The organism is Cohnella caldifontis, from assembly GCF_029360585.1.
In the GTDB taxonomy this organism is placed as follows: domain Bacteria; phylum Bacillota; class Bacilli; order Paenibacillales; family Paenibacillaceae; genus Cohnella; species Cohnella caldifontis.
On record NZ_JAQZSJ010000002.1, the window covers coordinates 41,082 to 58,298 of the forward strand.

Here is a 17,217-nt window from a genome sequence, read left to right on the forward strand (position 1 = left end):
CCTTTACGTCAGCCGGATCCCGAATATTTTGCCGCCTCGCGAGGCTACGACCAGCATATCGCCGAACGCCGCGGGCGAAGCCTCGATATTCGCTCCGGTCCGGACGCTGCCTTTGACCTTGCCGTTCTCCGCATCGATCACGGCGATCGTGCCGACCGAATCCGCCTGAACGAGATAAGCATGTCCTTGGCTGTCGTAGACGTCGACGGGAGACGACCACGCGTAGCGTCCCATGGGCAAGCGCCAGCGTTCTTTCCCCGTCCGCTTGTCCAACGCCACCATCACCCCTCCGTCAAACGAGCCGTATCGGGCAAGCGTGAACACGGCGAGATCCGCGATCTCACCCTTGCCGACGACCGGCGTCGCCAGCAAACCGCCGTTCACCGGATGATCGCCGATTTGGCTGTAGCAGTCATAAGAGACGGACCATACGACCGCGCCCGTCCGTCCGTTGATTTTGCGCAGCAACGCTTTCCCCTTTTTCCCCTGCTTGTCGACCTCGGTGCCGGTATAGAGATAAGGCACGCCGTTCTCTTCCTCGATCACGAGGGTGGCATCGGTGTCGTCCGTCGCCGGCAGCGACCAGATCGGCGCATGCGTCTTCAGGTCGACGGCCTGCAGGCTTCCGCCGTTGTCCGCGAAGTACGCGGCGTTCCCGTAGACGGCCACCGAATTCTCGATGCCGGCGCGTGCGTTGCCGGCGATCGCGTAGCGGTATTTCCTCGGCTTCGGATCGACCCGGATCGTTCCTTTGGCTTTGTCGTAAATCGTGTTCAGCTCCACGACATAGAGCATGCCGTTCTCGCCGCCGACCAGCAGCGTATCGTCCGTCCGGTTGAACAGCGCCGAACCGTCGAACGCGCCCCAGCCCCGGCGGGCGAAGGAATCGATCCCCTGTTGCCGGTACAGCCTTTTCTGGTCGATCAAGCTGTATAGGTTGAATCCGATGGAGCCGTTCTCCGGGATTCCCTCGCCGACGTACAGCAGGGGGTATCCGCGCGAATCGACGGACACGCTCCCTTTGATCGGATTGCCGACCCGGATCGGAGGCCGCGTCTCTTCCCCCGTTTCCAAATCGAGAAAATATACGTACCCGTCGAGCGACCCGTATATCACTTCCGTGAAATCCGGCTTCGCCCGGAATTTCCCCTTCACGTTCATCGTCCGGAGCACGTCCGGGGGCCAGCGCACGATGGCCGGTTGACCCGTCCATCCGGCACCGCCTCCCCAACTGCTCGATCTCGTCGTTTTGCTCCAGGCGATTTTCGGCTGAAAGTCGGCCATCTGCACCGTTCCGAACGAGGGCGCGGTGCGGGAGGCGTTGCCCCGGAACGTCAACACGCCGGGGATTTTCGAATACGCATCGGGGAAATGCTGCGGACCGGGAAGCTTGTCCCAACGGTATTGGATTAGGTTTTCGGCAAAGGCCGTCGGTACGGCCAGGAACATAACGGCGGCCAGCGACAAAATCAGGGATATGCTGCTGCGAATGGACTTCATGTTCTGCCTCCGGGAAACGGTTCTAGACGATGACCTTTTTCACGTCGCTGTTCATGATGCTTTTCACCAGCTTCGACCATTTGGAATTGGCCGGACAATATTTGCGCGCGACCTTCTCGACCGTGGTGTAGCCTTTGCCTATGTAATTCCGGGCGATGATCTGCCCGAACTTGCGGACGCTGTCGGCTTTCGAATCGAATTCATAAGCGTTGCGGTTGCTTCCGCCGGTCGCGTTCAGACCGAACAGGTTGTTTTTGGACTTGGCGAGCCGGCTCGTGCCGTTGCCGCTCTCCAGCTTCATGACCGCGATCGTGAAAAAAGCGTTGATGCCGAAATCCTCTTCGATTTCCAGAATGGCCGACTCCAGTCCGTGTCCCTCCAACGCGGTGCCTTTCAGGATTTCCTTGATGCCGTCTTCGTCCAGGCCGGAATCGGAATGGACGGCGGACGTTGGCTTGACCGGCTGGTCGCCAGGCGGGAACGCGGCTTCCGGTTCCGGCGGCGACACCTGCTTCACCGAAACGGGCCGGGCGTACGCTCCATGCACGTAACCTTCGTTTTGCAGCTTCAGCCAGCCGTTGTCGGTTTTCTCCGTCACCGCGAGTTGCGTTCCTTTCTCCACCGTGCGCAGGATGGAATAATCGCTGCCCGGTCCGGATCTCACGTTCAGGAAATAGGCGGTCGTTTCGTAACGGCTGACGGCCGATTCCGGCGCTGGCGGTCGTACCGCGGGTTTAGGCGGCGCGGAGGACGCCGCGCGAACGGCCGGCACGGGTTTCGGCGTTGCGGGAAGCGGAGTTTCGCCTACAGGCGGCGCGGCGGGAGGTTGTATGAGAAGCGAGAATTTCGGAATGGCGGTATTTCGGGGTTCGGGAAGAGCCGGTACGGAAGCGGCTTGGGCGCGGGAGCCGTGGAGGATGCCGGCGTATAAACCGGCGGACGGCAGCGCGGCAGCGAGCAGGACGATCAGGGATAAGAGCCAATGGGACAGACGTTTGACCATGGGATCACTCCTTCGTGCAATCGGGATTCGTACAGGCTATCTCGATTGTACGTGGAAGCGTTCGAGAAGCTTGTCAAAGCGTCTGCGGCGCTCGCTTGTTAATTTGTCAAATAAAGGAAGACCGCCCCGTGTCGGGGCGGTCTTTATCGATTAGGACAACCATTCGGCCAGCCGGGGATACGCTTGGCGGGCATCCTCGTAGCCTTGCCGGTAGAGCGACTCCAGCTTCTGCTTGTTCTGTTCCGTCCGGCCGACGGCGAGCGGCAGCTGCGGCCGGATGAGGAAAGCCAGCCCTTTCCGTTCTTGTTCTTCGGCATAAGCCACGGTATCGTTGTACAGCTCGTGCCGGCGAAGCATCGTCTCGACGAACGCCGGATACGTTCCGAACTTGCGTTCCAGCAGCCAGCGCAGCCGGTTCCTGCTTTTCTTGTAGCCCGGATTCCGGGTCAGGATCAGCACGTTGCGGGCGTATCCGTCCGCCTCCGCCTTGCGGACGGGGATCGGATCGGAGATGCCGCCATCCATTAGCTTGCGGCCTTGATACTCGACGATAGGCGCGAAGAACGGCAGCGAGCTCGAAGCCCGCAGCAGCGTCAGCAGGCTGCCGTCCAAGTCTCCGCCGCGCTTGGAATAATAGGCCGGACGCCCGGTCTCTACGTCCGTCGTCCCGACGACGAACTCGGCGTCCGATTCGTCGAACGCTTGAAAATCGAACGGGACCAGGTTTCGGGGAATTTCTTCGAAAATGAAATCCATTCCGAACAGCTCCCGCCGGCGGCGCAAAAACCTGCGCCACGACAAATAGCGGGGATCCCCCGCGAAGTCGATGTTGACCTTGCGATTGCGGCCGCGCTGCCGCGATAAATAGCTGGCGGCCATGCAGGCGCCCGCCGATACGCCGATCTGATAGGGAAATACGAGATTTCGTTCCGCGAAATACTCCAGCACGCCGGCCGTATACAGCCCCCGCATGCCTCCGCCTTCCAGCACCAGTCCGGCATCGTTCGCCGCTGGGATCATGTCGTCCACCCTTTCGCCTCTGCCCGAGGTTATCCGTCTTCCCTTATACCATTCCCCTCCCCGGCGCCCGATTCCTGTCTGGCCGCCCAAGTTTGCTCCATTAAAAATTTGACGAACCGTTCGTCCCGCACCAAGGAAGCTTGGAAATCGCGCTTCAACACGTATTCCGCCTCCTCGAAACGGGAGAAAGACCGGGGCATCGTTTCGCCGTTCCGGTCGATTTTCCATCCGTCGCCTGCCTGAAACACGTAGAAAGCGTCGGCATCCCGGTTATCGTACAGAATGCCGTGCGGCGAGCCCTTGACGTTGTACCGGTTCCGGGAAGCGTCCGGCCGGATCGGCTCGGAGCCGAACGCCGCTTCGACGTACCGGGTGTACGCCTCCTCCGTGAGCGGGCAGCCGGAGGCTTTGGCATGTCCTCCGCCCCCGTACCGCCCGGCGACTTCGGAGACGTCCACGTCGTCGCGCGCCGTACGCAGGCTGATTTTTTTGCCGCCCACGTTCAGGATGGCGATATAGTCCAAGTGGGGGTATTCCCGTCCTAATTCGCTCGACAGTTCGGAGTGGTACGACTCGGCATGCACGATGCCGACGCAGCGGTCCTCGACGAAGGCTTGCACGAGCTCCCGTTTTTTCCGCCGGACGTAGCGCTCGATTTTCTCCTGTTCCAGCTCCAGCAGCCTTTCTTCGAATTCCGTGAAGGCGAATTCGCCGTCCGCCTTCAGCCGCTCCAACATCCGCTCTTCGAATTCCTCGATCGACCAGAGGAAGAACAAGTCGTTCAGCTGTTTCGCCTTGACGTTGCCTTCGGCTTCCCATTCCCACGTGTCGTACTGCCGCACCCACTCGACGAACGTGCGGAGCGCGGCGTTCGGGGGGATCCATCCCTGCTGCAGCAAGTATTCGTAGAACAAGGAGGCAGCGGAAGCCATTCTGCCGTCTTCGTAAGCCACCGTAACGGAAGCCCAAGGATACGCGTTCAAGGGAAGCGCCGACTTGTGATGGTCGATCAGCTTCACTTTGCCTCCCGATTCCGCATACTCGGTAAGCCTTGCGGCATTCGCTTCGTTCACGGACAAATCGGTAATGAACAGCGCTTCGTTCTTTCGCTTTTTCCGGATTTCCAAGTACCGTTCCACATCGCGGTTCAGCCCGTCCACCGAGTTGTAACGGATCTCCGCCTGATCGCCGAACGCCAGCCGGGCCAGAATGCCGCATGATACGCCGTCCAAATCGTTATGGGTAAACAAAATCCGCATGGTCGATCCTCCGTGACGGGACCTAGCCCAGAATAACGGGTCTAGGATGCCCAACGCGTAGCGAACCATGCAGGCGATAGGTCTATTCCTCCAACAAGTATACGGCTCCGCTGGCCGGATCGACCTCCACGCCGTACACGCCGGTGCAGCCTTCATCCGGCTCCAGCGCGCTGCCGGTGCGCAGGTCGATTCTCCAATCGTGCAGGGGGCAGTGGACCGTCCCCCCGCACACCATGCCTTCCGACAACTTGCCGCCTTTGTGCGGGCACCGGTTTTCCAGCGCCAGCACTTCTCCGTCCGTCAATCGGAAGAGCGCGATTTCCTTGTCGCCCAGCTTTACGGTCCGGGCTCCCAACGCGTCGATCTCCGCCGTCGTCGCGACTTTCCTTTTTCCCATCGGCAATTCCTCCTGTCAACCTTGCGCCGGAACGGCGGCGTTCAGCGTTTCGAAATTTTTGCGCAGCTCGGGATTCCGAATGATCTGCTCCCAAGGGTCGGCCGACCGGCTTAGCGCCACCCGGATTCTCCCGTACAGCGCCTTGCGTTCCTCCGGCTTCTCCAGCGCTTTCCGAACCGAGTCCAGGCCAACCCGTTCGATCCAAACGGACGTTCTTTCGTTCCACTGCGCATTCTCCCGGTAGTATTGGAGGAACGCTCCGGCCCACTCGACGACTTCGTCCTCCGTCTTCACCACGCACAGCAGATCCGTCGCCCGGACATGCACGCCGCCGTTGCCGCCGACGTGCAGCTCCCAGCCGCCGTCGATCGCCACGACGCCGAAGTCCTTGATCGTCGCCTCGGCGCAGTTGCGCGGGCAGCCGGATACCGCCAGCTTGACTTTGGCGGGGGTGTTCAGCCGCTCGAACTCTTTCTCCAGGCGGATGCCCATGGCGATCGAATCCTGCGTGCCGAACCGGCAGAACGTGTTGCCGACGCACGTCTTCACCGTCCGCAGCGCCTTGCCGTACGCGTAGCCCGAAGGCATGCCGAGCTCTTCCCACATCTTCGGGAGGTCTTCCTTCTTCACCCCGAGCAGGTCGATCCGCTGCCCGCCGGTAATCTTGACCAGCGGGACGCCGAACTTCTCCGCCGTCTCCGCGATTTTCTTCAGCTCGGCCGGGTTGGTCACGCCCCCGTAGATGCGGGGAACGACCGAATACGTCCCGTCTTTCTGGATATTGGCGTGGTACCGCTCGTTCGTGAAGCGGGATTCCTTCTCGTCCTGGTATTCTTCGGGCCACAGCATGCCCAAGTAATAATTGAGCGCCGGGCGGCACTTCGAGCAGCCCTCCGGCTGGGACCAACCCAGCACGTGCATGACTTCCCGGACCGACCTCAGCTCCATGCGCTTGATTTCCGCCACGATCTCGTCGCGGTCCAGCGACGTGCAGCCGCAGATGCCCTCCTTGACCGGCGCGCCGGCGTTTTCTCCGCCGTACAGCTTGAGCAGTCCTTCGACCTGCGGCTTGCAGCCGCCGCAGGATCCGGAAGCTTTGGTGCAGGCTTTGATCGCGCCGACGGTTCCGCAGCCTTTGTTATGGATCGCGTCCAGGATCGCGTCCTTGGAGACGCCGTTGCAGCCGCAGACGATCTCGTCGCCCGCCATCGCCTCCAGCCGGCTTTCCGGCGAGACGGCGCCGCCTGAAGGCGAGAACCCGAGGAGCAGCTCCTTTTCCCGGCCTTGGATCGATTCGCCGCTCTTGATCAGCGAGAACAGCTTCGCGCCGTCCCCCGTGTCCCCGAACAGCACCGCTCCCGCGAGCCGGTCGCCGCGGATGACGATTTTCTTGTAGACGCCCTCGACTTCGTCCTGGTAGCGCAAGGACCGGGTGCCGGGCGGGCCTTCGTACGCGCCGGCGGAGAACACGTCCACGCCGGATACCTTGAGCTTGGTGGAGGTGACGGAGCCCGCGTAACCGGCCGTTTCCACGCCCGCAAGCCGCTTCGCCAGGACGGCTCCCTGCTCGTACAGCGGAGCCACCAGGCCGTACGCGATGCCCCGGTGCTCGGCGCATTCGCCGACCGCGTATACGGAATCGATGTTCGTTTCCATATAATCGTTCACGACGATGCCCCGGTTGGTCTCGATCCCCGATGCTTGGGCGAGGGCGACGTTCGGACGGATGCCGACGGCCATGACGATCAAGTCGGCTTCCACGTCGGTACCGTCGGTGAACCGAAGCCCTTTGACCCGCTTCCGTCCGTAGATCGATTCCGAGTGCTTCTGCAGCAGGAATTTCATGCCCTGCGCCTCAAGCTCCCGCTGAAGCATGCGGGAAGCCGTCTCGTCCAGCTGCCGCTCCATCAGGTACGGGTGAATATGGACGACGTTCACGTCCATGCCGAGGTGCAGCAGCCCCCGGGCCGCCTCGAGACCCAACAACCCCCCGCCGATGACGACGGCTTTGCGGTAGGACCTGGACGTTTCCATCATCGTCTCGCAGTCCTGAATATCCCGGAACGCAATGACGCCTTCCTTGTCCGCGCCCGGCAGCGGAAGCATGAACGGATTGGAGCCTGTCGCTAGAATGAGGGCGTCGTATTTCACCGCGGTACCCTTATGGGAGATGACGACGCGGTTTTTCGTATCGATCTTTTCCACGGCGTGGCCCGCGAAAAGGCGGATGCCGTTCTCCTCGTACCAATCCCAATCGTTCAGCACGATGTCCTTCAGGTCCGCGCCGCCGGCAAGAACGGAAGACAATAGAATGCGGTTGTAGTTGGGATGAGGCTCCGCGCCGAAAACGGTGATTTCGTAAGCGCCGGGAGCCAGCTTCAGCAGATGCTCGATCGTCCGGACGCCGGCCATCCCATTCCCGACCATCACCAATTTTTTCTTTTGAGTCATCGTAACCTCACTCCTTCGTCGGAATCGGAAAATCGAAAAAGCCTGCTCCCGCCCCGCGGAGAGTCATTAACTCTCTCGCCGGTGCGGCCGCAGGCTTCTTTGCCTTCGCCTCGGATACCCCATTGTATCCGTCGTATTCGTCGTTAGGGATACTATACAATCCGGACGTTTTTATGTCAATATACATAACGTCATAATATATTTTTTTGAGCGTATCGACACAACGCGTACATATATGTTATATATTTTAACATTAATATACTTTCGCATGGAGAAACCGAGCGAGAAAGGAGCGGCTTCATCGTGCGTTCTTTGTTGGTTGTCTACGATCCCGCGGCGCGTCCGGCCGCGAACCGGGAAACGCCTTCGGCGGAGCGGACGCCGGAAGCCGTGCTGGAGTCCGCCGGTTACCGGGTCATGGCCGCCTTCGCCCCCGAGCAGGCGCGAATCGGTCTCGCCAAAGCCGATGCGGCCGTGCTGGACCTTCCCGTTACCGAATTCAAAGCCTGGAGCATGCGGCTCCTCGCGGATAAACGGCTGCCGCTGCTCTGGTGGTGCAGCGATTCCGCCGCATCGCAATCCTTGGACGCCTGCGAAGACGACGTGCGGGTAGACGGCATCCTGACTCCGCGCATGGCGGACTACGAATGCCATTGGGCGCTGCACTTCGGAGCCAAGCGTTTTTACGAGCGGGAACAATGGCTGGAAGAACGCAGACAGTTGACGGCGAAGGTCGAAGAGCGCAAATGGATCGACAAGGCGAAAGGCATTCTATGCGAAATCAAGAACATCAACGAAACGGAAGCTTATGAAATGCTGCGCACGCAGGCGATGAACGAACGCAAGCGGATGGTGGATGTCGCCACCTCGATCGTGAAAGTATACGAGCTGCTGCAGGAGTCCAAACCGAAAGGAGCGAAACGGCGATGATCCAGCTGCTCAAGGAAGTCGGACGCGGAAAACGGGGAGCCCGGGACTTGACCTACGAAGAAGCGTTGTCCGCGGCCGGGAAAATCTTGTCCCGGGAAGCGACGCCGGCGCAAATCGGGGCTTTCCTGATCGCGGAGCGCGTCAAGATGGAGAGCGCCGAGGAAATCGAAGCGTTCGCGGCCGTCTGCCGGCAAGCCGCCTACCGGACTTCGGCGCATCAAGGCTTGGATTGCGCCGGCCCTTACGACGGCCGCAAAAAAAGCTTCATGGCGACGTTCCCCGCCGCCTTCCTGCTCGCCGCCGCCGGATTGCCGGTCACGCTGCACGGCGCCCCCAGCCTGCCGCCCAAATGGGGGATCACGCTGCACGATCTGATGCTCGCCGCCGGTTTCGATCCCTCGCGCGCCGGCAAGGAAGCGGCGCTTCGCGCGGCCGCCCGCGCCGGGGTGCTGTACGTGGATGCCGAGACCTGGTGCCCGCCGCTGAAAGAGCTTCGCCCGATCCGCGAAGAACTGGGCATGCGCACCGTGTTCAACACGGCGGAGAAGCTGGTCGATTACGCGCACTCCCCTTTTCTCGCCATCGGGGTTTACCATAATACCGTATTCGACCGGACTTCCCGCCTGCTGACGAAGCTGGGGTACCGGAAAGCCCTGATCGTGCAGGGGGAAGAAGGCTCGGAGGATCTCCATGTCGACCGCCCGACGCGTTGTTATCTCGTGGAGAACGGGGAAGCCCGGCTGCAGGTCATCGACCCGGACGCCTACGGCTTGGATGCGGAGGCGCCGGAAACCGAGTGGACGCCGGTCAAGCAGCTTCAAGCGGCCGAGGACGTCCTTCGGGGTCAAGGTCCGCTCGCCTATATTTACCAGACGGCCTTGAACGCGGCGGTTCGCCTGCACCTTGCCGATCGCGCGGGATCGGTCGAGGAAGGCTTGTACCAATGCAAAGCGATCCTGGAATCGGGCGGCGCCTGGAATCGGTATGCCCGGTGGAAAGAAGTCCTGCTTCGGGGATGAACGCTCCCGGAGATGCCCCATACTACCTCCGATATCGTTCGCGTCGATCAAGACGCGAAATGGGATCGGAGGTTTTTCGCATGCGTTCGGCAATGTTGGCTGCGATGGCGGTATTCATGCTTGCGTGGACCGCGGCTTTTGCACCCGCGACGTCGACGGCGGCTTCGGCTGCCGCGGTTGACGGGACGGAAGAGCCGCCGGCTTACGAGGTTCGGAAAGAAGCGCCGACGTACCGTCCCGAAGCGCTCCGTTCCGGCCGGAGCTTCCGCTCTCCCCGAATGGGCTACACCGGAGGCGGAACCCGAACCGGCGTGCGCAATCCCGCAACCGGACGTCCGGCGACGGGGACGACACCGGTAACGGCTCCCCGCAGAGGCGGGTTTTTCGGCGGGCTGTTCGGCGGTTTCTTGGCCGGGAGCCTGCTCGGCCACTTGCTCAACCCGTTCGGGTACGGCGTGGCCGGCGGCGTCTCGTTGATCGGCCTGCTGTTCTGGATCGTCGTGATTTACGCCGCGTATCGCCTGCTGAGGCGGGCGTTCAACCGGCAGCCTTAAGACGCAAAAGGAGGACGCGCAATGAGAAGCGTATACGGCGACACGAAAATGCCTTTAACCTCGCTGAAAAACGGAGACGTCCGGCAGCTGCGGGAAGATTTGTACATGTACACCAACCAGATCGTGAACCTCTTCTTCGCCGGCAACCGCGGCCTCTGGGTGCTCGTTGACGCCGGGATGCCCGGCTCCGGGGAAGAAATCGCGGAGATCGCGGAGACGCTGTTCGGAATCGGTGCCCGTCCGGACGCGATCGTCCTCACCCACGGCCATTTTGACCACGTCGGCTCCCTGCTGCGCTTGCTCGAGCGTTGGCCCGTTCCCGTTTACGCGCACGAGCGGGAGCTTCCCTATCTGACGGGCCAGCGCGACTATCCGGCCCCGGATCCGTCCGTCGAAGGCGGCCTCGTGACGGAGCTCTCCGCGTTTTTCCCTTCCCGGGGCATCGACCTGGGCGGCCGCGTGTCCGCCCTCCCCGCGGACGGACGGGTGCCCGGGATGCCGGGGTGGCGATGGGTGCATACGCCCGGCCATACGCCGGGGCACGTATCCTTGTTCCGGGACGGCGACCGCACGCTGATCGCCGGCGACGCGTTCGTGACCGTCAAGCAGGAGTCGCTGTATAAGGTCATCACGCAGCAGAAGGAAATCAGCGGACCTCCCCGCTATTTCACGACCGACTGGAACGCGGCCGAAGCATCCGTGCGTCTCCTGCACGGGCTCCGGCCGGATATTGCCGCGACCGGCCACGGCCAGCCGATGGAGGGAGCCGAACTGACGGAAGCTCTTGACCGGATCACGCGGAATTTCCGCAGCCTTGCGATCCCCGATTACGGTCGTTACGTGTGACGGCCGCATTACGTGACGTTTGCGGCAATCGATGCGACCCGTTCCCAAATTCCGTCCAGCGTGAGCGTCAAGTTAGCCCCGCGAACGGGATGCACGTAAGTCCCGTCGTTCCGGAAATAATGCTCGTGCCCGCCTAGAATCCCGATTTTCCCGATGAAACCCGGCGCGTATTTCCTGCGATCCCAGCGGGGGAATCCCCGCGAATCGCGCCGGATCCCGCTCCAGCTTCCGAGCATCGTCACCGGGTCCTTAAGCCGGCCCCGTTCGTCCACCGCCGCGAAATAACTGACTTTGTCGCGGTATTCGGCGCGGATCGGCACCTTCGGGCAGCCGACCTGCACGATGCGGAAATCCGGCACCGCTTCTTCCGCCATTAACCGGACGGCCGCATGGTAAGCGGCGACGCCGCCCCCGCTGTGTCCGATCAGCAGGATCGGCTTCCCGGCGGACCGGCTTCGGATTTCCGCCGCCGCCTCCTTCCCGCCCGATCTCCACCTGCCCTGCAGCCGAACGAGGTCGGCTCCGACCTCGAACAACTGCCGCCAGATCCGGTGGGTATGGTCTCCGTAGGGGAACAATTCGCGGATGACGGGATCCCTTCCCTCGCGGAGAAACCGTTCCCGAAGCTCTTTCCGGCAAGCATTGAAGATGCCGGGCATCGACGCGATGCCGGCCAGCAAATATACGTCCCAATCGTCCGCGGATCGTTCCAAGGGGTATACGCTCCTCCGCCTCTATCTCTCCCCTCAGGTTCCCCGAACGCTTAACGAGTTAAAACACCCGTCCCGCGCTGCCGACGATTCGGTTTACGGGACGGGTGCTGTTTTATCGATCCTTTACGTTCGTCTTATCGAAACGCGATGGCCGAGCCGCCCTCAGCCGCCTTGAAGGCCGTTTTTCACCCATCCGGCGACCGTCACGACCCGTTTGGCTTGATGGATGACGGCGTCGCGGGCGTTTTCGACGATTTTGCCCTCTTGGTTCACGGTGACGCTCGTGCCGTAAGGGTTGCCTCCGGACGTATAGGCAGACTGATCGGTATAGCCCGGCGCCACTACGATCGCTCCCCAATGGTACATCGTCGTGTAGAGGGCCAGGATGGTCGCCTCTTGGCCGCCGTGCGCGTTCTGGGCGGACGCCATCGCGCTGACGACTTTGTTCGCCGTTTTGCCCTCGAACCAAATGCCGCCGAGCGTATCGATGAATTGCTTCATCTGGGCAGCGACGTTTCCGAAACGGGTCGGCGTGCTGAAGATGATCGCGTCCGCATCCACGATATCGTCCTTCGTGACGACCGGAATATGCTGCGTCGCTTCGACATGCGCCTTCCAGGCCGGGTTGGAATCGATCGCCGCCTGCGGCGCCAGCTCCTGCACCTTGAGAATCTTCGTCTCCGCCCCGGCCTGTTTGCCGCCTTCTTCCGCCCATTGAGCCAACTGATAGTTCGTGCCGGTGGAGCTGTAGTACACGATCGCCAATTTAACGGATGCCATTGAGTTTCTTTCGTCCCCTTTGCTGGTCGTGTTTGGCCTGACCCCCAAATTTTTCGTCAACGGGGCGAAAGCTATGCATGCGCCGACCGGGTAGATCCAGGCGCACTTCGCGGCGAACTCGGGCGTTTCCACCAATTCCCTATCCGCAAATCTATGAAAAGCGCGAAACTTTCGGTTCGAATGCCAGTCTCATGGGTAACAACGAGACCCGAGGTGCAGCATGAGAACCAAGCTTTCCGTCCTTGTCGTCCTATCGTTCGTCATCTCCGCCATTTTTCCGTTCGCAAGCGCTTCCTCCCAATCGTCCCTGCAGCTGTATCTGAACGGAAGCAAGCTGAATCCGCCCGTACTTCCCCGCATCGTGAGCCAAACGACTCTCGTGCCCGTCAGAACCGTCTCGGAAGCGCTCGGCGCTTCCGTCGCATGGGATCCCGCCGCTCGATCCGTTACCATCGCGAAGCATTCCACGGTCATCGTCTTGACGATCGGCAGGACCAGCGCCAACGACGGCGGGAAAAGCGTCGAGCTCGACGCCGCCCCGACGATCGCAAGCGGCGCCACCTTGGTGCCGGTCCGGTTCGTCGCCGAACGGTTCGGCGTAAGCGTTCAGTGGGACAGAACCGCCCGGGCCGTCCGGCTATGGACGCCCGGTTTGCAGAGTTCGTCCGCGCTGATCTACCATTCCCACAACCGCGAATCGTACACGTCTTTACTCGGCGTGAAAAATCCGGACGATGCTTACGATGCCAAACGGAACATCGGCCTGCTCGGAGACCGTCTGGCGAGCGACCTCGAGAAACAAGGCGCGGAGGTTTTCCATGCGAAGGACGACTACCCTTCGATCTACGGTTCGTCGTTCAGCGTCGGCAAATCCTACGAATACTCGGCTATAACCGTCAAACGTTTGCTGGCCGCCCATCCGCGCATCCGGTACCTGTTCGATCTCCATCGCGATTCGAGCTCCCGGGACGAGACGACCGCGACGATCCAGGGAACGTCTTACGCCCGGCTGTATTTCGTGATCGGCAAGGAAAATCCGGATTGGAAACAAAACGACGGGCTGGCCCGCAAGCTGCAGTCCCTCGTCGAACGTAAATACCCCGGGTTGTCCCGGGGCATCGCGTATAAAGGCCGCAGCTTAGGCAACGGCGTTTACAATCAGAACCTGTCTCCCCGCAGCGCCTTGATCGAAATCGGCGGGGCTTACAATTCGCTTGAGGAATGCTATCGCACGGTCGATATTTTGGCGGACGCCATCGCCCAAATCATGGACGAAGGATATTAAGGGGCGAACCCGGCCCCGCTTTCAGTCCGCTGCGCCGGGATCCGGCAGCAGCCGGACCAGCTGCTCCTCCGCTTCTTCGGCGCCGCGGGCACGGATGACGGACCCGGGGTCCGGCTCTTGCCCTTCCGAAGAATGGGCATATTTCGGATCGTAATAATACTCCAGCAGCATGGCGACCGCTTTATCGTATCGCTCCGTCAGCAAGCATCCCTCGATTTCGGCCGCGATCGGCGTGTGGATGCGCTGCTTGATCCTGCGGAAAGCGGCCAGGCATTCCTGCGGGTATTCCGATGGCCGGTAATCGTTCAGGATGTTCCGGACCCGATCTTCGGTCGGCATTTCCAGCCAGAGATGCCGGCCGGTCTCTTTCTTGCGGAACAGAAACTCCGGCATTACGACTTTGCCGATCCGGCTGCTTTCCGCCTCGATGATCAAGTAAGGGGAACGCTCGTACCGGATCAATTCGTCCAGGAGCAGCGAATCGAACGTTTTCTGATTGCGGCTCTTCCGGCCGATGTGGCCGAAGATGGACCCGCGGTGTCCCGCCAAATCCTCCAGGTCGATCACCGGATAGCCTTTCCGCTTCAAAGCTTGGAGCACTTCGGTTTTCCCGGTGCCCGTATTGCCGTGAAGGACGTACAGCGGCTGCCGGATTTCATAGGATTCCAGCGTTTCCACGACCCACTTGCGGTAAGCCCGATAACCGCCGCTCAGGCGGTATACGTGGATATCCATCAAGGAAAGGACGGTGGCGGACGTCTTGCTCCGCATGCCGCCCCGCCAGCAGAACACGGCTTTGCGCCCCGGGATTTCCGCGAAGCGGCGGATGAACGCCGGCAGCTTGGCCGATACGATCTCCAGGCCTCTTTCTTTCGCGGCCGGGATGCCGACTTGCGTGTAAAGGGTGCCGATTTCCGCGCGTTCCCCGTCGTCGAACAGCGGAATATTGACGCTGCCCGGAATCGTGGATTCCCGGTACTCGGACGGCGAACGCACGTCGATCAGCGCGATGTCTCCTTGGCGGCGCTTGTCCGCCAACTCTTCGATGCCGATATCTTGAAACATAACCGTCTCCTTGGCTCCCTTGCTTGGGCTTCCGTCAGTCAAGAACCGCGATCCGTCCCGGATGGTCCGCCGTGACTTCGCCGATCATGTGCGCGTCCACGCCGGCTGCCCGCAGCTTCTCCAGCAGCTCCGCCGCCTGCTCGGGCTGCGCCGAGATGAGCAGCCCGCCGGACGTCACGGCGTCGCATAAAATATACCGGCCGATTTCGTCCAACGATTCGGGAAAATCGACGCTGTCCGATACGTGCCGGAAGTTGTTCTTGGTGCCGCCCGGCACGAAGCCCTTCTCGGCCAGCTCCCGCACGCGCGGAAGCACGGGCACGCGGCCCGCGTGCAGGCGGATGCCCGCGCCGCTGCCTTTGGCCATTTCCAGCGCGTGGCCGATCAGGCCGAACCCGGTCACGTCCGTGCAGGCATGGACGTCGTAAGGCTCCATCGTCTCGGCGGCCGATTTGTTCAGCGTCGACATGACGCCCGTCACCCGGCTGATTTCCTCCGAATCCAACTGTCCGTTCTTGAGCGACGTCGTGAGAATCCCGACCCCGATCGGCTTGGTCAGGATCAGGCGGTCGCCCGGCCGCGCGCCCGCGTTCGTCCGGACTTTGTCCGGGTGGACAAGGCCGGTGACGGCGAGCCCGAACTTCGGCTCCTTATCGTCGATGGAATGACCGCCGACCAATACGGCGCCGGCTTCCCGCACCTTATCGGACGCTCCCCGCAAAATTTCCGCCAGGATCCGCTTGTCCAGCGCCGAAATCGGAAACGCCACGATGTTCAATACCGTTAACGGTCTGCCGCCCATCGCGTAAATGTCGCTGATCGCGTTCGCCGCGGCGATCTGTCCGAACGAGTACGGATCGTCCACGATCGGCGTGAAGAAATCGACCGTCTGCACGAGCGCCGTCTCGTCCGACAGCTTATAGACTCCCGCGTCGTCGCTCGTCTCCAGTCCGACCAGCAAATTCGGATCCGGGACGGAAGGCGGCAACTCGCGAATGACCTGCATCAGGTCCGCGGGTCCGATTTTGCAGCCGCAGCCGCCTTTGCTGGATAAGGAAGTCAATCTCACGTTCTCCCACGATTCCATCGATTCTGCATCCCCTTTGCTTCTACTCTCTCCATCGTACACGATCCCGCGGAATTCAGGCAAACTTTCCGGCTCGCCCGCGATCGGGTGTGCTATAATGCTCTTTGTGCCTATTTATGCGTTAAAGGAGGTTGTCCGTTATGTCTCAAGCCAGTCTGGACTTGCATCCGGGGAATCGCGGCGGCGCGAAAATCGCGGCGATGGCGGCGATCTTCGTCTTGATCGCGGCCGCCGGTCTTCTGTACGTCAAATGGTGGCCTTATTATCATAAAGCGTTAACCGCCGCGGATACGCATTCGATCGGAAAATCCATCCTCGGCGATCCGGCGAACCGCGAGGCGGCCCCGAGCTGGAGCGGCGCGCTCGAATACGCGGAAGCCTACTTCAAATCCGTGTGGAAAGCGGCCGTTCTCGGCATTCTGCTCGGTTCGCTGGTGCAGGTGTTGATCCCGGCGCGCTGGCTGCAGCGGAAGCTGGGGAGCAACGGCTTCAAAAGCACGTTCTGGGGAGGAATCGCGGCCATTCCCGGCATGATGTGCACGTGCTGCGCCGCCCCGCTCGCCGCGGGACTGCGCCGCCGGAACGTATCCGCCGGCTCGGCCGTGGCGTTCTGGCTGGGCAATCCGCTGCTGAACCCGGCCACGCTCGTTTTCATGGGGTTCGTATTGTCCTGGAAATTCGCCGTCCTTCGGCTCGTTTTCGGTGCCTTGCTGACGTTCGGCGCCGGTTATGGGACGAGCCGGATCATGAGGGGCAAGGAAGCCGCCCTGCCGGAAGCCGCTCCGGAATCCCGCGCCGCCATGGAGGAACCGCGGTCCTTCTGGCTGCGGTGGGGGAAAAGCCTGGGGCTCATGCTGCTGCAGGTCGTCCCCGCTTACTTGGCAGCGGTGCTCCTGCTCGGCGCGCTCAAATGGTGGATGTTCCCGTCCATGGAAGGTTCCGAGATCGGGCTGCTGCTGTTGTTCGCCGTCTTCGGCACGCTGTTCGTCATTCCGACGGCCGCGGAAATCCCGATCATCCAGTCCTTCCTGGCCGCAGGCACGGGGACCGGTCCCGCGGCCGCGCTCCTGCTGACGCTGCCGGCCATCAGCCTGCCTTCGGTGTTGATCGCGGCAGGCGCATTCCCGCGCAAAATCCTATGGTCTCTGCTCGTTTGGGTAGCGGCGGCCGGCGTCGTCTGCGGCCTGGTCGGCATGGCCTTCTTGTAAATCCCCGTAATCGTATCTTCCCGCAGAAGGGTTGTCCCGGCAGCACATGCCGCCGGGGCAACCCTTCTTCCTTTGGATTGCATAAATTCTCCAGCGTTGG

Annotated in this window: 16 protein-coding genes; 6 read left to right on the forward strand and 10 right to left on the reverse strand. The window is 61.6% G+C overall.

The window, feature by feature from the left end; genetic code table 11:
* Nucleotides 1–3 precede the first annotated feature (3 nt).
* From PTZ19_RS03155 to nirB, 6 genes are all read right to left on the reverse strand, one after another.
* The gene (locus PTZ19_RS03155; RefSeq protein WP_276352327.1) at nucleotides 4–1,500 is read right to left on the reverse strand and encodes an outer membrane protein assembly factor BamB family protein; all 1,497 of its coding nucleotides are present in this window, start codon (nucleotides 1,498–1,500) and stop codon (nucleotides 4–6) included.
* Nucleotides 1,501–1,522: 22 nt separating this feature from the next.
* On the reverse strand, nucleotides 1,523–2,503 hold the full coding sequence (locus tag PTZ19_RS03160; protein WP_276352328.1) for a glucosaminidase domain-containing protein: 981 nt from the start codon (nucleotides 2,501–2,503) through the stop codon (nucleotides 1,523–1,525).
* 150 nt (nucleotides 2,504–2,653) lie between these two features.
* Nucleotides 2,654–3,523, reverse strand: coding sequence for a patatin-like phospholipase family protein (locus PTZ19_RS03165; RefSeq protein ID WP_276352329.1), 870 nt, complete (start codon nucleotides 3,521–3,523; stop codon nucleotides 2,654–2,656).
* Between the two features lie 29 nt (nucleotides 3,524–3,552).
* Entirely contained in the window at nucleotides 3,553–4,782 is a 1,230-nt protein-coding gene (locus PTZ19_RS03170) for a DHH family phosphoesterase (RefSeq protein WP_276352330.1), read from the reverse strand.
* Nucleotides 4,783–4,864: 82 nt separating this feature from the next.
* Nucleotides 4,865–5,179 carry a nitrite reductase small subunit NirD gene (gene nirD / locus PTZ19_RS03175; RefSeq protein ID WP_276352331.1) on the reverse strand — a complete coding sequence of 105 codons (315 nt, stop codon included), beginning with the start codon at nucleotides 5,177–5,179 and terminating at the stop codon, nucleotides 4,865–4,867.
* Nucleotides 5,180–5,194: 15 nt separating this feature from the next.
* Nucleotides 5,195–7,630, reverse strand: a complete 2,436-nt coding sequence (gene nirB / locus PTZ19_RS03180; RefSeq protein WP_276352332.1) for a nitrite reductase large subunit NirB — start codon at nucleotides 7,628–7,630, stop codon at nucleotides 5,195–5,197.
* 303 nt (nucleotides 7,631–7,933) lie between these two features.
* On the opposite strand from nirB, the gene PTZ19_RS03185 reads away from it, so the two are divergent.
* The 4 genes from PTZ19_RS03185 to PTZ19_RS03200 all read left to right on the forward strand — a co-directional run bounded on the left by PTZ19_RS03185 (nucleotide 7,934) and on the right by PTZ19_RS03200 (nucleotide 10,979).
* Nucleotides 7,934–8,560 (forward strand): ANTAR domain-containing response regulator, encoded by a 627-nt coding sequence (locus PTZ19_RS03185; RefSeq protein WP_276352333.1) that lies wholly within the window; start codon nucleotides 7,934–7,936, stop codon nucleotides 8,558–8,560.
* On the forward strand, nucleotides 8,557–9,579 hold the full coding sequence (locus PTZ19_RS03190) for an anthranilate phosphoribosyltransferase (protein WP_276352334.1): 1,023 nt from the start codon (nucleotides 8,557–8,559) through the stop codon (nucleotides 9,577–9,579). Before PTZ19_RS03185 ends, PTZ19_RS03190 begins: the two co-directional genes overlap by 4 nt.
* 80 nt (nucleotides 9,580–9,659) lie before the next feature.
* Nucleotides 9,660–10,133, forward strand: a complete 474-nt coding sequence (locus PTZ19_RS03195) for a hypothetical protein (protein WP_276352335.1) — start codon at nucleotides 9,660–9,662, stop codon at nucleotides 10,131–10,133.
* A 21-nt stretch (nucleotides 10,134–10,154) separates the two neighbouring features.
* Nucleotides 10,155–10,979, forward strand: a complete 825-nt coding sequence (locus PTZ19_RS03200; protein ID WP_276352336.1) for an MBL fold metallo-hydrolase — start codon at nucleotides 10,155–10,157, stop codon at nucleotides 10,977–10,979.
* An 8-nt stretch (nucleotides 10,980–10,987) separates the two neighbouring features.
* Here the strand turns inward: PTZ19_RS03200 and PTZ19_RS03205 are convergent, their stop codons facing one another.
* Both PTZ19_RS03205 and wrbA read right to left on the reverse strand, forming a co-directional pair.
* Nucleotides 10,988–11,692, reverse strand: a complete 705-nt coding sequence (locus tag PTZ19_RS03205) for a hypothetical protein (RefSeq protein ID WP_276352337.1) — start codon at nucleotides 11,690–11,692, stop codon at nucleotides 10,988–10,990.
* A gap of 162 nt (nucleotides 11,693–11,854) precedes the next feature.
* Nucleotides 11,855–12,472, reverse strand: a complete 618-nt coding sequence (wrbA, locus tag PTZ19_RS03210; protein WP_276352338.1) for an NAD(P)H:quinone oxidoreductase type IV — start codon at nucleotides 12,470–12,472, stop codon at nucleotides 11,855–11,857.
* A 220-nt stretch (nucleotides 12,473–12,692) separates the two neighbouring features.
* Here wrbA and spoIIP point away from each other — a divergent pair, with 220 nt between their 5' ends.
* Nucleotides 12,693–13,757 (forward strand): stage II sporulation protein P, encoded by a 1,065-nt coding sequence (spoIIP, locus tag PTZ19_RS03215; RefSeq protein ID WP_276352339.1) that lies wholly within the window; start codon nucleotides 12,693–12,695, stop codon nucleotides 13,755–13,757.
* Nucleotides 13,758–13,778: 21 nt separating this feature from the next.
* Here the strand turns inward: spoIIP and mnmH are convergent, their stop codons facing one another.
* Together mnmH and selD are read right to left on the reverse strand one after the other, a co-directional pair.
* Nucleotides 13,779–14,822 carry a tRNA 2-selenouridine(34) synthase MnmH gene (gene mnmH, locus PTZ19_RS03220; protein ID WP_276352340.1) on the reverse strand — a complete coding sequence of 348 codons (1,044 nt, stop codon included), beginning with the start codon at nucleotides 14,820–14,822 and terminating at the stop codon, nucleotides 13,779–13,781.
* 34 nt (nucleotides 14,823–14,856) lie between these two features.
* Nucleotides 14,857–15,909, reverse strand: a complete 1,053-nt coding sequence (gene selD / locus PTZ19_RS03225; protein WP_276352341.1) for a selenide, water dikinase SelD — start codon at nucleotides 15,907–15,909, stop codon at nucleotides 14,857–14,859.
* Nucleotides 15,910–16,049: 140 nt separating this feature from the next.
* Between selD and PTZ19_RS03230 the strand changes: the two genes are divergently transcribed.
* Nucleotides 16,050–17,117: a permease gene (locus PTZ19_RS03230; RefSeq protein ID WP_339329288.1), complete on the forward strand. Its 1,068-nt coding sequence runs from the start codon at nucleotides 16,050–16,052 to the stop codon at nucleotides 17,115–17,117.
* The last annotated feature ends 100 nt before the right edge of the window (nucleotides 17,118–17,217 follow it).